Genomic DNA, 14,548 nt, shown 5'->3' on the forward strand with positions numbered 1-14,548 from the left:
TTTGCGACCGACCGACACATTGATTTTTAGCCAGGGATTTATATAGCCTTGATTTTTTGACGCTACCATTTGCATCAAGGCAAAAGGTAGCAATATGAATAAATAGAAAACCAAACTATGTAAATCTTTGTTTTCTAAAAGCAGAGGCACACAATAGAGAATATATCAACTTAAGCCGAGAGATCACTTTTCCCATAAATAAAAACTAAAAAAATACCCCGTCAGAGCAAGGGTATTTTTAATCATCGGGGTCATAGGGGCAAATCATCAACCCATGTATCACTATTTATTAAGAGTTCTACCCCGCCCTGTATTAATCGAACTCAGCGTACGCCTGCGCAGTATTTTAGAATTCCTGTACCAGGGCAATCGCTTTACTGACCCGATCAATGGCAAATCATACCGCAGCTTCCTGCCTTACGGACAGGTCGCGCAAACCAAACGTCATAATGTGCTGGCACCAGGCACGCTTTCACTGGAGCGGCACCGGCTCATGTGGTTATACCTGCAGCAGGAAACCGATTTTTTCACATCCAACGCTAAGGTACTGCATATTGCACCGGAGCAGTGTTTTTATAAACGGTTCCGCAAGCTGAAACAAGAGCAATATATTACCGCAGATTATAATTCGCCTATAGCAGATATACATTTCGACCTGCATCATGCACCTTTTGAGGACAATAGTTTTGAGGTGATTTTCTGTAATCATGTACTGGAGCATGTGGAGGATGATAAGCAGTGTATGAAAGAATTATACCGTATACTCAAACCTGGAGGCTGGGCAATATTACAGGTACCTGTCGATTACCATAGCGCATTCACCCTGGAAGATGAACGTTATAATACCGATGAGTTAAGAGAAATACATTACTGGCAGAAAGATCATGTACGCCTGTATGGCCGGGATTATCCCGATAAGCTACGGGCTGCGGGCTTCTCCGTTGAGGAGAATGACCTGGTCAGCAGGCTTGATCCTGCGCTGGTAGAACAGTACCGCCTGGATCGTAAAGAAATTTTATATATCGCCAGGAAGTAATCGTTATTGTATAAAAAAATGAGGAGTCAAAGTAGATACTTTGACTCCTTTTTCATTTACTCCTCTAATAAATTATGGTTAGCCGCCATAAAAAATATTTTGTTACAATCACACAGCGCTCGTTTTAATCTGTAAAGAAGAATAATCACTTCATACTTCAAATAGCATTATACTTAAATCTGTAAAGTTTAACCGCTTACACAATACTATATACCAAAGCCGTGCCATAAATTTTTTATATTGATAATCATTTACTTACAAAGTAAACATTAGACCATTTGTTCCATTTCCGGGAATTATATTCTGTACTTTGGAAATTCACTTTGTTTCTTAATAGGATGTAGTACCAAAACGTAAAACGTCAGAGTAGACACCCCGACGCTTTTTGCATTTTACCTCCTCTATGATTATGGCCTGAGCCATAAAAGTTTTTTACACATCACACAGCCTTCATTATGGATCTGTAAAGAATAATTAGTTATACTTCAAATAAACACTCTCCTATTTAAATCTGTAAAGTTTAACCGCTTACATATAGTATATACCAAAGCTGTGCCACAATTAATTTCAATTGACAATCAATAACTTACACAGTAAGAAACCATTTATATATTCCATTTTCAGGAATTATACTCTGTACCTTGGAAAAATAGTCTGTGATGACTGTATTATTTACCCCGGAGCATACGCCGTTAAGGGTTGTTGCTACGAAAAATAAATGCCAAAATAAAAGTAAAACGTCGGAGTAGAAACCCCGACGCTTATGCATTTACCTCCTCTATGATTATGGCCTGAGCCATAAAAGCTTTTAACAAATCATACAGCTCTGTTTTGATCTGTAAAGAAGAAATAGGTTAACTAAACTTCAAATAAACACTCTCCTATTTAAATCTGTAAAGTTTATAACTGATAACATAATAGTATATGCCAAAACTGTGCCACAATTAATACAAGCTGATAATCAAATATTTATAAAATAATTTTCGGCCATGTGTTCCATTTTCGGGAACCAGGTTCTGTACTTTGGAAATTGCATTCACTGAGTATCCGCTTAAAGGAAACAAGAACTAATATATTATGATTTAAATAGTCTATTTAAATCTTTTGCTACCTTTTGCCTTGATGCAAAAGGTAGCGCCCAAAAATCAAGGCTGTATAAATCCCTGGCTAAAAACCAATGTGTCGGTCGGTCGCAAACCAGAACGCTGCGCTCAGACAGTGGTTTTCGACTTTATCGACCGAGCCAATGATTTTCTTAACGCCGGATTTATAAGGCCTTTCGAGCGATCTGTACAGTACGGATCGCTTATTGTTTTCATCACAGCGATAGCCATTTTGGTTGGAGCTGCGATCGTTGAGCAGTGAACGCCTCACACGCTAAGCTCAGACGATCAATGCACGCAACGATACAAAATGGCGGTGCCCGCAATCGCCTTGATGAAAACAAAGGCACTTTTGGTCCTTTTGTTGCCGGACAAAAGGACGAAGAAAATAGTTACCTACATGCGGATTTCAGTTTGAATTTTATATGCGTCCTTACTGTCTAAAAAAAAGATCGCCAGAGTGAACACTCCGGCGATTACTACTCCTCTCTATATTATAATACCCTCTTATTAAAAAATATACGTCGAAGTAGAAACTTCGACGCCCTTGCATTTACTCCTCTATATATTATGGATTACCCATAAAAGCTTTTGCTACAAATCATACAGCTCCGCGCGATCTGTAAAGAAGAATTGTTTTACTTCATACTTCAATTAACTTAAATCTGTAAAGTTTATTAACTGCTTACATAATAGTATATACCAAAGCTGTGCCAAACTCTAACCTAATTGACAATCAACAATTTGAATTTTTATTATTTAATAATATGTTCCATATTCCGGAATATACTTCTCTGTACAGGAAAAGGCATAAACCATTGTGTGCAGCATAACGCATAAAAAAAGCGTCAAAGTTTCTACTTTGACGCTTGCATTTACTCCTCTATGTGTTATGGTTTACCATAAAATTTCTTTAGATACAGATCACACAGCTCCGTTTTGATCCGCAAAGAAGAATAATAAAAAAATTGCTTCATACTTCAATAAATCATACAACCCACATTCAAAATCTGTAATTTGATGTCTTTGCTCAATAAAATATATGCCAATTCCGTGCCAAACTTTATAATAATTGATAATCAGTATATTAATAATTAAAATTATTCAAATCCATTCCATTTTTTGGAAAATTTTTCTATATTCTGGAAAAAAATCGTTAATATAAAGTATATACACTACTTTTATATATAGATAGATGAATCAAAAATGAGTAAAGGAAAATTTAAGATTTTTATAGTGGATGATGACCCTTGGTACGGGGAGATGCTGGAGTATTATTTATCCATGAATCCTGAGTATGAATTGTGTCGTTATACCACTGCTAAAGAGTGCCTTGCCAACCTGCACCAGAAGCCGGGATTAATTACCCTGGACTATGGCTTGCCAGATGGCAACGGAACTACAGTACTGAAAAAAATATTGCAGACTGATGATACTATTCCCGTCGTCATCATCAGTGCACAGGAAGACATCAGTACTGCCATCGGCCTGCTCAGGGCCGGTGCCAGAGACTATATACCTAAAGACGAACATACCAAAGATCTGCTCTGGAATGCGGTGATCCGCATACGTGAGCATCAGGAATTAAAAGAAGAGGTAGATCACCTGAAACAGGAGCTGGGACAGCGTTTCAGCCCGGACAAAATGATCAAAGGAAATAGTTCGGCCATGCAAAAAGTGTTCCAGATGATGGAAAAAGCAAGGCATACCAATATCAATGTATCTATCTCCGGTGAGACCGGTACCGGTAAGGAAGTAGTGGCCAAAGCCATACACTACAACTCTAACCGGAACGCTAAATCTTTTGTGGCCGTGAATATGGCTGCAATACCTAAAGAGCTGATCGAAAGCGAACTCTTCGGACATGAAAAAGGATCCTTTACCGGTGCCGTTGCCCGTAAGATCGGCCGCTTTGAACAAGCGCACCAGGGTACCCTTTTCCTGGATGAAATTGCGGAACTGGACCTCAGCCTGCAAGCGAAACTGCTGCGGGTAATACAGGAACGGGAACTGGTACGTGTAGGCGGCAATGAGCGCATCAAACTGGATGTAAGGATCATTACCGCAACGCACAGAGACCTGGCCCAGGCAGTACAGGAAGATACTTTCAGAGAGGATCTGTACTACCGACTCATCGGCCTGCCGCTTACCCTGCCTCCATTGAGGGACCGGGAGAGTGATATCATTCTCTTAGCCAAGTCTTTCCTGGAAGAGTTTTGTAAAGCCAACAAACTACCTGCATTAACGATTAATACCGCTGCGAAGAACAAGCTCATGAGTTATCCTTATCCCGGTAATGTACGTGAGCTGAAAGCTATAATAGAGCTTGCTGCGGTCATGTCATCCGATGGGGAAATACGGGAAGAAGATATTACCTTTACGCCTGTTGGCACCTCTAAGAGAGGCCTGATCTATGAGGAGAAGACTTTGCAGGAATATACGATTGATATTATTTCGGCCTATCTGCGCAAGTACGATAATAATGTGGTACGGGTTGCAGATAAACTGGATATTGGCAAATCTACTATCTACAAATTGATCAAGGACAAAGCCATCGTTATTTAATAAACGTTGTTAATACTTATACCTCAATGATCGTAGAACGCTACTTATATCATTCCGGAAAGTGGGCCGGTAAAGATAATCAGGCTTTGGACCCCGATTCTGTACAACTTATCCTGGCATTCAGTGCCAAAGAGCACTTACTTAAGGATGACTGTTACGGGGATCTGCGGAAAATGTTTCCGAATGCAGAAATTGTACTCTGCTCTACTGCCGGTGAGATATTCGATACTGAGGTGTATGATAACAGCATTGCTGTAGTAGCGATACGGTTCTCAACCACATTGATCAAAACAAGATCAATTACCATTACCGAGGGAGAAAGTAGTTATGATGCTGGTCTGCGTCTGCTGGAATCCTTTCCCAAAGAGGATCTTACAGCCTTTTTAGTATTATCTGACGGAAGCAAAGTAAACGGTAGCGAACTGACCAAAGCCCTGAATCATATTGCCACTAAGAATGTATCTGTTACCGGCGGACTGGCCGGCGACGGCAATCGCTTCAAGGATACATTGGTTGGATTGAATGAACAACCGAGAGAAGGTGTGATCGCCGGTATCGGCTTTTACGGCCCTGACCTTAAAGTGTCACACGGCTTTGGAGGCGGGTTTGAGACTTTTGGTCTGGAGAAGAAAGTAACCGGATCAAAAGCGAATATCCTGTATGAAATCGACGGAAAAAATGCATTGGAATTATATAAAAAATATTTAGGACCCGAGGCGGAACTCTTACCGGGTGCAGCTTTACTCTTTCCGCTTTCGGTAACCTTACCGGAGACAGGAGAGCAGGTGGTGCGTACCATTTTATCTATAGACCAGGAAGAAGGATCTATGACCTTTGCCGGAGATATACCCCTAGGTGCCAATGTCCGCTTTATGCGGGCCAACTTTGATAAGATCATTTTCTCCGCCGGGTCGGCCGCCAGACAAGCACTGGCAATGCATAAAGAAGTACCGCAACTGGCTTTACTGATCAGTTGCGTAGGACGAAAACTGATCCTGAAAGACCGTACTGAAGAAGGTCCGGAAGCCATCAATGATGTTTTCGGAGGTAAAACACCCATCATAGGTTTTTACTCTTACGGGGAGATCGCTCCCCTGCTCCAGCATGGCCCCTGCAGCCTGCACAATCAAACAATGACTATAACAACCTTTTATGAAGCTGAATAAATTACTGCAAAGGCAATTGAATAAATACCTGCCGGAGTCCTGTAAGGACAACGAGGAGTTGCAGGCCTTTATTCAGGCAGTACATAATTCTTACGAATCTTTTGAACGGGATCTGCAACTTTCCGAAAGGGCATTCCGTATTACAGAAGAAGAATACCTGAATGTCAATGATCAGCTGAAACATGAACTTGCAGTAAAGAATGACTCTATACAGCAGTTGCGCTCAGCTCTGGTTTCGCTTAAAGGAGATCAGCCTATGTCTGAAGAGGTCACCTCAGAAGTATCTGATCTGGCCAACTTCCTGACCGAAGAGATCAACCGCCGTGTAGAGACGGAGAAACAACTGGAGCTACAACGCGCATTTTATGAGCGCATCCTGAACCAGATACCTGCAGACATTGCTATCATTGATGCAGACCACCGTTACCTGTTTATCAACCCAAGTGCGATCAAGAATGAAGAAATCCGTAAATGGATTATCGGTAAGACCGAGATAGAATATGCCGAATACCGCGGCCGACCTGTAGAGTATGTTGCAGAACGTATGCAGCGCTTTAATGAAACCATAAAAGGTGGCGTGCGCAGAGAATGGGAAGAGGTGATCACCCGCCCCGATGGCGAAGTAGAATACCACCTGCGTATACTGCATCCGATCTATAAACAGGATGGATCTCTGGACATTATGGTCGTGTACGGCTTCAACCTGACAGAGCGTAAGAAAATAGAAGAAAAAGTAAAACAAAGTGAAGCCAAGTATAAAAGTATATTCAATAACAGCCAGGCGCTGATCTGTACACATGACCTGGAGGGCAAACTCATAGATGTTAACCCTACAGCCATGTCCGTATTCGGATACAGTAAGGCAGAGCTGATCGGTAGAAATATAAGTTTATTACTCCCGCACAACAAAAGAGCTGCATTTAATAACCTCTACTTATCCAAAATATTAGCCGAAGGTCGTGCCGAAGGCATTATGACGGCTTATAAAAAGGACCATAAACTCATTCACCTCTTATACCAGAACTATATGGTGAATGAGGATGGCATGCAACCTTACATCATTGGTTTTGCGCAGGATATTACACAGAGGATACAGGCTGAGAAAGGATTACGGGAGAGTGAAGAAAAGTATCGTAATATTATTGCCAATATGAATCTTGGCCTGGTTGAAGTAGACCGGGACGAGAAAGTGAAGTTTGTAAATAACTCCTTCTCCGAAATGAGTGGCTACCCGCCGGAAGAACTGATTGGTGAAAATGTGGGTGCACTGCTGATGAGAGGCGTAGATAATATTCAGGCACAGGAGATCATGGAACGCAGAAGCAAAGGTATATCCGATGCTTATGAACTGCGGGTAGTGAACAAAAACGGCCAGCGCAAATGGTGGCTGATCAGCGGTGCACCAGTCATTAATAGTGAGGGTGAGTTTAAAGGATCAATAGGTATACACCTCGATATTACCCCGCAAAAACAGCTGGAAGCAGAGCTGCGCAAGGCCAAAGCTGCGGCAGAGCAATCCTCTTATGCCAAAGAGGTATTCCTCGCCAATATCAGTCATGAGATCAGGACACCAATGAATGCAATCCTGGGTATCAGCCGGCTGTTACAGAAAACACATTTAGATAAACAGCAGAAACTGTTCCTGGATACGATCAGTTCTGCTTCCAATAACCTCCTCGTAATCATTAACGACCTGCTGGATCTGTCTAAGATCGAGTCAGGTAAGATCATCCTCGAGCATATCACGTTTGACCTGCACCAGGTCGTACAGAACGTTGCCCATATACTGGAATATAAAGCCAGTGAGAAAGGGATACAGCTGCATATCGACTGGGAACCGGGTATCCACAGGGCCGTTTGGGGCGATCCGTTCCGGATCAACCAGGTGCTGATCAATCTTGTGGGTAATGCCATCAAGTTTACCGAAAAAGGTACAGTACACATCATCTGCGCACTGGAACCGGTAACGGAGCATGACCAGCAATGTGTATCATTCAAGATCAAGGATACCGGTATTGGTATGAATGAAGAGTTTAAAGAGCATCTTTTCGAAAAATTCACACAGGAAGATGAAAGTGTAACCCGCAGATTCGGTGGTACCGGACTGGGTATGAATATAACGAAACAGCTGGTCGAATTAATGGGCGGAACGATTGAAGTAGAGTCTGCCAAAGGCGTGGGTACTACCATCTCTTTCTCCCTGTTGTTTGACTATGGCACACTGGATCCTGTACTGGCTGCCCGTAACTCTACGGTTGACGAAAGTGCGCTGCAGGGCTGCAGGGTATTGCTGGTAGAGGATAATGAAATGAACCGCCTGTTGGCCAAAACCATTATGAACCAGCGCGGCGCAGTAGTTGAAGAAGCAGAAAACGGGCGTATCGCTGTGGAGATGCTGCAAAAGGATGCGGCGTATGATGTCATACTGATGGATGTGCAGATGCCTCTGATGGATGGTGTACAGGCTACAAGATACATACGTCACCAGTTGCAGCTGGAGATTCCGATTATTGCACTTACTGCAAGTGCTTATAACAGCGAGCGCAGTAAATGTCTGGAAGCAGGAATGAACGATTACCTGGCCAAGCCTTTTGATGAGGAGGATCTGGTAAAGATCATATTTGCCTGGGTCAATCACGGGGAGCGTAAAAATTTTGTACAGAAAACGAGTATCGAGCCGGAAGCAGATGCCCTTTACGACCTGGGTAAGCTGCGGGATATGGCAGATGGTGATGAAGTATTCCTGGAGCGTATGGTAAACCTCTTTATCAAGATCGTACCGGAATCGCTGGTGCAATTACAAGAGGCATATGCACAACAAAACTTTACACAACTAGGCGCAGTGGCCCATAAATTAAAACCTTCTATACTGAATATGGGTATCAGTACCCTCAGGAGAGATGTACTGCTGCTGGAAAATCGTGCAGAGACCGAAATGGCCGATGCCGTGGTGGAAGAGGCTTTGCAGCACATTACCGAAGTACTGACCACTGTTGTGGAAGCACTGAAAGTAACCCGCCAGTAAGACTTACCTTTTACGCAATATGCACCACAAATGTCCTTATGATTTTGGTGGTGCATATTCGTTTATTGACGAATATTTAAACAAGGTATTTGAATAATTACTGTTATATTTGCCCACTGTAAATCATTGCATTTTATATCTTATGAATACTAAAAAAATACTGGCTGCTTTAGGCATTGACAAAGTTAATGAAGGTACTTCAACCGGAAGTAAATGGCTGAAAAGCACAGGCGCCAACCTGGACTCTTTTTCTCCTGTAGATGGCAAACTGATTGCCTCTGTAAAGCAGACATCTGCTAAAGATTATGAGAAAGTAGTAGCCAAAGCGCAAGATGCATTCCAGGAATGGAGAATGATCCCTGCTCCGAAACGCGGCGAGATCGTTCGTCAGTTTGGAGATGCACTGCGTAAACAAAAAGACAATTTAGGAGCCCTGGTTTCTTACGAAATGGGTAAAAGCCTGCAGGAAGGCCTGGGTGAAGTACAGGAAATGATTGACATCTGTGACTTCGCTGTAGGATTATCCCGTCAGTTATATGGTATGACTACACACAGTGAGCGTCCGGGCCACAGAATGTATGAGCAATGGCATCCGCTGGGTATCTGCGGCATCATCTCTGCATTCAACTTCCCTGTTGCGGTATGGAGCTGGAATACAGCCCTGGCATGGGTTTGTGGTGATGTGTGTATCTGGAAACCTTCAGAAAAAACACCTTTAACTGCTGTAGCCTGTCAGAAAATTATTGCACAGGTATTCAAAGCAAACGGTGTACCGGAAGGTGTGAGCGGACTGGTAATCGGTGGCCGTGAGATCGGTGAACTGATGAGCCATGATGAGCGTGTGCCTATCGTTTCTGCTACAGGTTCTACCCGCATGGGTAAAGAAGTGGCTAAAGCAGTAGCAGGTCGCCTGGGTCGTTCTTTACTGGAACTGGGTGGTAACAATGCCATCATAGTTACAGAAAATGCGGATCTGGAAATGACCCTGATCGGTGCCATCTTCGGTGCTGTAGGTACTGCAGGACAGAGATGTACAACTACCAGAAGACTGATCATCCACGAAAGCAAATACGAAGAACTGAAAAAGAAAATTGTAAATGCGTACAAGCAACTGAAAATCGGCGATCCGCTGGATACTAAAAACCACGTAGGACCACTGATCGATAAAGATGCTGTGGCTCTGTATGAAGCAGCGATCAAAGCGGCTGAACTGGAAGGCGGTAAGATTGTAGTGAAAGGTGGTGTACTCTCCGGTAAAGGTTACGAAAGCGGTTGTTATGTAAAACCTTGTGTGATCGAGGCAGAGCATAACTTCGAAGTAGTGCATACCGAGACCTTTGCACCTATCCTGTATCTAATCAAGTACAGCACACTGGACGAGGCTATTGCTATCCAGAATGAAGTGCCTCAGGGCCTATCTTCTGCCATCATGACTACAAACCTGCGCGAGGCAGAATTGTTCCTGAGTGTAGCAGGTAGCGACTGTGGTATTGCCAACGTAAATATCGGTACCAGCGGTGCTGAGATCGGTGGTGCATTCGGCGGTGAAAAAGAAACCGGTGGTGGCCGCGAGAGTGGTTCTGATGCCTGGAAAGCGTATATGCGTCGTCAGACCAATACGATCAATTACAGCACCAGCCTGCCATTAGCACAGGGTATTAAATTTGATCTGTAATATTAAAATTATATATTGCATCCCATGAGCATAGGAGCACAAATTTTTGAAATACTGAAATACATCATTCCAGCCATTATTGTGCTGATCGCTTCTGTAGTGATCGTCAATAAATTCCTGGTGGGTGAGTTTAAACGCAAACAACTGGCTGTATTCCGCGAAGGACAAGGTACTACCCTGCGTCTGCGTCTGCAGGCATACGAGCGCCTGATCCTGTTTATCGAAAGAGCACATCCGCGCAACCTGGTACCGAGACTGTATGTCAAAGGTATGACAGTAAGCGAGTTGCAGGCTTTAACGGTAGAGCAGATCAAAACAGAGTTTGAACACAATATGTCACAGCAGATATATGTGTCTCCTCAGGTTTGGAACACTGTTATTTCGGTTAAGGAGCAAGAGATCGCCATGATCAACCAGATTGCACAAAGTCTTAAGCCGGAAGATGATGCCAAGGAGCTGAATGCCCGTATCATTAACTTCATTATGACCCGCGAAGATGCGACTCCTACAGAGATCGCACTGGAAATGATCAATAACGAAGCTAAAATGGTGATGTACCAGCAGGCATAGTCCTGAAAATATATTTATAAAGAAAAGGCTACCTTATGGTGGCCTTTTCTTTATGTTAAACATACGCCCCTGGCGCCTTTTCGCACAAAATGCAACGACGTCGGGAAAGCTAACCATAAGAGAAAGGCTACCCACCTTAAAGGTGAGTGTACCTGCGGCGCCATTGAGATGCATAGATAGAGCATATGTGCGGGGCGTGTGCCTATCCTGACCGGGATACTATAGTATTCGGCTACTGCTGTAAAACTAAGTACTGCTGACATACCCTTGTCTCCGGCAATAGTATATTTGTATCAAAATACATTCATATGGACTACAGCAATATACCGGAGCATGCTACCTATTACGCCCCCAATCGTGCAGACTGGCGCCGCTGGCTGGAAACCCATCACCAGCAGGCTACATCGATCTGGCTGGTTTGTTATAAACAAAAATCAGGCACCCCCAGCCTCAGCTGGAGTGAAGCGGTAGATGAGGCCCTTTGTTTCGGCTGGATCGATGGCACGCGTGTATCGGCAGGCGAAGATCGGTTCATGCAGTATTTCACCCGCCGCAAACCAAGCAGCATCTGGTCTAAGATCAATAAAGATAAGGTAAGCCGACTAATAGAAACCGGGTTGATGATGCCCGCCGGACAGGCCAGCATAGACTTGGCTAAACAAAATGGCTCCTGGATTATATTGGACTCCGTAGAGGCCATGATCATTCCCGAGGACCTGCAATGCGCCCTGGATGCCCATTCTGGTGCTACCGATGCTTTCCAGAAACTCAGCAAAACAGCAAAGAAAGGTATGTTGTACCAGCTTATCGCTGCCAAACGCCCCGAAACAAGACAGAAAAGGATTGCAGGGATTTTGGAGCAGGTAATGGGGAGTAAATAAAAGAGAAAGAGCGTTGTATATAAATACAACGCTCTTTCAACTTCTTATTTCTTCACCCTACCCTGTTCCGTCTCCGCACCGGTAGCATCATGTTTGCGGTCATTGTTCATTGCCTTACCAAAGCGATAGCTGAAGCTGAGTATGGCCTGACGCGTATCCAGCTTATTGGTCCAGTGGGCATCGGTCAGGTAGAGGTTATTGATAATACCGTTATTGGCATTGGTATAGAAGATATCATTCACGCCTAATTTTAAGGTGGCTTGTTTGCCTATAGCCTTTTGCAGGCCTGCATTTACACCACCATTACTCAGGATCACAAACTGTGCTGTGGTCACATCAGTGATATAGCGGCCACTCAGCTCTGCCGTCCAGCCTTTGCCCAGACGGGCCTGTGCCATAGGTTGGATAAACCAGTAAGTACCTTTATTATCCAGTATGCCGGTATAGAAATTACTGCGGGAATGGATGTTACATAATTCTGTATACGCACTCAGGGTAAGCCAGGAAAGCGGCTCCAGGTTGGCATCTACAGAGATACTCTTTACTACATTACGACCGATATTACCCGGGCGGCTAAAATAGGTATTGCCAATCATCTCAATGGTTTCCTGTACTTCATTGCGTGTACGACCATAAGACATGGTTACCGTAATGCGGTTATTATAAATATAAGACAGGGCAATACTATTGGTGAAAGATGGCTTCAGGAAAGGGTTTCCGACATAATAGGTAAACTTATCTAATGGGGAAATAAACGGATTCATATCCTGGTAATACGGACGATTGATGCGGCGGCCGTAATTCAGATTCACCTGGTGTTTAGCTGCGCTATCCAGTTTATAATTCATATACAGCGTAGGAAACAGGCTCAGGTATTCTCTGCGGAATGTGGAGTCTGGCTTCATGGCATTACCCAACTGATGCCCATCAGATAAAGTATGCTCCATGCGCAAACCCGCCTGCACGGAGAAACGGTTGAACTCCTTGTTGGTATTGATATACGCGGCATTGATATTCTCCTTGTAAATAAAGTTATTGCTCTTATCATAATCCGGTGTCGTCACATTGTCTTTGGTGTACAAGTACTCTGCCAGGTTATCGGTCTTGATGTAACTTGATTTCAAACCTGCACTGATCACAAATCCGTTTTTGGTCGGACGCGTATAGTCGGTCTTTATGGAATAGATGTAGATATCCGAAGGCAGATTACCATTCAGCTGATCGCGCTGCGATACTGCACCATCGGGCATATAAGTGGTATTGAGGAAGAGCTGATCGTTATGGGTGCGGTAGCGGATATAATCCAGGTCTGCCGTCCATTCATGACCTGCATTATCGAAGCGATGTCGGTAATTGGCATTGACGCCCACATTACGAAACTGGTCTTTTTCCGTATTCAATGCTTTGATCACAGAATCGGTCTGTCGGCCGGAATTTAATAGATTACTGGTATTATCATTAACCTGTTTACCCTGGTTTAATTGTCCGTTGAATTGTACGCCCCAGGTATTATGTTCATCCTGGTAAAAGTCTGCTCCTACTCTACCCGTATACCCATCTCCTTTACGGCGGATGTAGGTATTCTGCTCAAAGAAGGAACGGGTACTTTCATCGGTATCCTTATACCGGCGGTAGATATCCAGGTCATTAAAACTGTTCTGACGGCCATAACCCAGGCTGGCAAAGATGTTCACCTTATTCTTTCTCCAGTTCAGGTTCAGGCTATTATTGCTGCGGGTATACTGTCCCTGGTTCAGCCCCAGGCTTACATTTCCGTTAAAGCCATTGGCCTTGTTCTTTTTGGTGCGGATATTAATCACCCCTCCACTACCGGCCGCATCGTAACGGGCTGGCGGATTGGGCATCAGCTCAATTTTTTCCAGGCCGGAAGCCGGCATAGAACGCAGGTAATCCTGCAATTGTGTGCCGGACATGTATGTGGGTTTATCATCAATAAAGACCATAACACCGGGCTTGCCTTTCAGACTAATACCTCCGTTCTGGTCTACCCGTACACCGGGAGACTTCTCCAGTGCATCCAGTGCCGAACTACCTGCATTACCGATCAAAGCATCTACATTCACCACGGTACGATCTACTTTCTGTTCTACAAATGGGATTCTGGCCACCACACTGACCTCTTTCAACATACCATTACCCTGCTTTAATTGCACAGCTGGTAAGTGTACTGTAGCACCACTGACACGGAAGGTATCACTTTTATATTCTTCATAACCGACTGCACTGAGCCAGATGCGGTACAGTCCGTCTGGTATGTCATCCAGTACATACTGACCATTTTCATAGCTCATGGTCGATTTGATAACAGTTGATTCGTCCGGGCTGATCAGCGCTGCAGTAACCGCCATTAAGCCTTGTGCAGTATGGTCGGAAACCTTACCGTTAACAGCAGATGATTGCTGCTGGGCAGCGCCATTCAGGCTTGCAGTCAGGGCACAGGATACCAGGACCGTTTGGGTAAACAGTTTATTCATGTGATGATTTGAATTAAATTATTCGGGTAAAA

At 43.8% G+C, this 14,548-nt stretch carries 8 protein-coding genes; 7 read left to right on the plus strand and 1 reads right to left on the minus strand.

Going from position 1 to position 14,548, the window contains the following annotated elements; genetic code table 11:
• The first annotated feature begins 274 nt into the window (after positions 1-274).
• The 7 genes from EMP01_RS10615 to EMP01_RS10645 all read left to right on the plus strand — a co-directional run bounded on the left by EMP01_RS10615 (position 275) and on the right by EMP01_RS10645 (position 12,021).
• Complete coding sequence (locus tag EMP01_RS10615) at positions 275-1,036, plus strand: class I SAM-dependent methyltransferase (RefSeq protein ID WP_129021491.1); 762 nt, start codon at positions 275-277, stop codon at positions 1,034-1,036.
• A 2,309-nt stretch (positions 1,037-3,345) separates the two neighbouring features.
• Positions 3,346-4,704, plus strand: a complete 1,359-nt coding sequence (locus tag EMP01_RS10620; RefSeq protein ID WP_129021492.1) for a sigma-54-dependent transcriptional regulator — start codon at positions 3,346-3,348, stop codon at positions 4,702-4,704.
• Between the two features lie 26 nt (positions 4,705-4,730).
• Positions 4,731-5,870, plus strand: coding sequence for an FIST signal transduction protein (locus tag EMP01_RS10625; protein WP_129021493.1), 1,140 nt, complete (start codon positions 4,731-4,733; stop codon positions 5,868-5,870).
• The gene (locus EMP01_RS10630; RefSeq protein ID WP_129021494.1) at positions 5,857-8,895 is read left to right on the plus strand and encodes a PAS domain-containing hybrid sensor histidine kinase/response regulator; all 3,039 of its coding nucleotides are present in this window, start codon (positions 5,857-5,859) and stop codon (positions 8,893-8,895) included. Before EMP01_RS10625 ends, EMP01_RS10630 begins: the two co-directional genes overlap by 14 nt.
• A gap of 142 nt (positions 8,896-9,037) precedes the next feature.
• On the plus strand, positions 9,038-10,570 hold the full coding sequence (amaB, locus tag EMP01_RS10635; protein ID WP_129021495.1) for an L-piperidine-6-carboxylate dehydrogenase: 1,533 nt from the start codon (positions 9,038-9,040) through the stop codon (positions 10,568-10,570).
• A gap of 24 nt (positions 10,571-10,594) precedes the next feature.
• Positions 10,595-11,140, plus strand: a complete 546-nt coding sequence (locus EMP01_RS10640; RefSeq protein WP_129021496.1) for a DUF7935 family protein — start codon at positions 10,595-10,597, stop codon at positions 11,138-11,140.
• A 308-nt stretch (positions 11,141-11,448) separates the two neighbouring features.
• A complete protein-coding gene (locus tag EMP01_RS10645; RefSeq protein WP_129021497.1) occupies positions 11,449-12,021 on the plus strand; it encodes a YdeI/OmpD-associated family protein in 573 nt (190 codons plus the stop codon).
• Positions 12,022-12,065: 44 nt separating this feature from the next.
• Here the strand turns inward: EMP01_RS10645 and EMP01_RS10650 are convergent, their stop codons facing one another.
• The gene (locus EMP01_RS10650; protein WP_129021498.1) at positions 12,066-14,516 is read right to left on the minus strand and encodes a TonB-dependent receptor; all 2,451 of its coding nucleotides are present in this window, start codon (positions 14,514-14,516) and stop codon (positions 12,066-12,068) included.
• Positions 14,517-14,548: the final 32 nt, after the last annotated feature.

Source organism: Edaphocola flava (genome assembly GCF_004118155.1).
Taxonomy (GTDB): domain Bacteria; phylum Bacteroidota; class Bacteroidia; order Chitinophagales; family Chitinophagaceae; genus Edaphocola; species Edaphocola flava.

Bases quoted from the DNA above. Each gene is read 5' to 3' on its own strand.
- EMP01_RS10630 (WP_129021494.1), top strand. From the start codon at position 5,857: ATGAAGCTGAATAAATTACTGCAAAGGCAATTGAATAAATACCTGCCG.
- amaB (WP_129021495.1), top strand. From the start codon at position 9,038: ATGAATACTAAAAAAATACTGGCTGCTTTAGGCATTGACAAAGTTAAT.
- EMP01_RS10625 (WP_129021493.1), top strand. From the start codon at position 4,731: ATGATCGTAGAACGCTACTTATATCATTCCGGAAAGTGGGCCGGTAAA.
- EMP01_RS10620 (WP_129021492.1), top strand. From the start codon at position 3,346: ATGAGTAAAGGAAAATTTAAGATTTTTATAGTGGATGATGACCCTTGG.
- EMP01_RS10615 (WP_129021491.1), top strand. From the start codon at position 275: ATGTATCACTATTTATTAAGAGTTCTACCCCGCCCTGTATTAATCGAA.
- EMP01_RS10640 (WP_129021496.1), top strand. From the start codon at position 10,595: ATGAGCATAGGAGCACAAATTTTTGAAATACTGAAATACATCATTCCA.
- EMP01_RS10645 (WP_129021497.1), top strand. From the start codon at position 11,449: ATGGACTACAGCAATATACCGGAGCATGCTACCTATTACGCCCCCAAT.
- EMP01_RS10650 (WP_129021498.1), bottom strand. From the start codon at position 14,516: ATGAATAAACTGTTTACCCAAACGGTCCTGGTATCCTGTGCCCTGACT.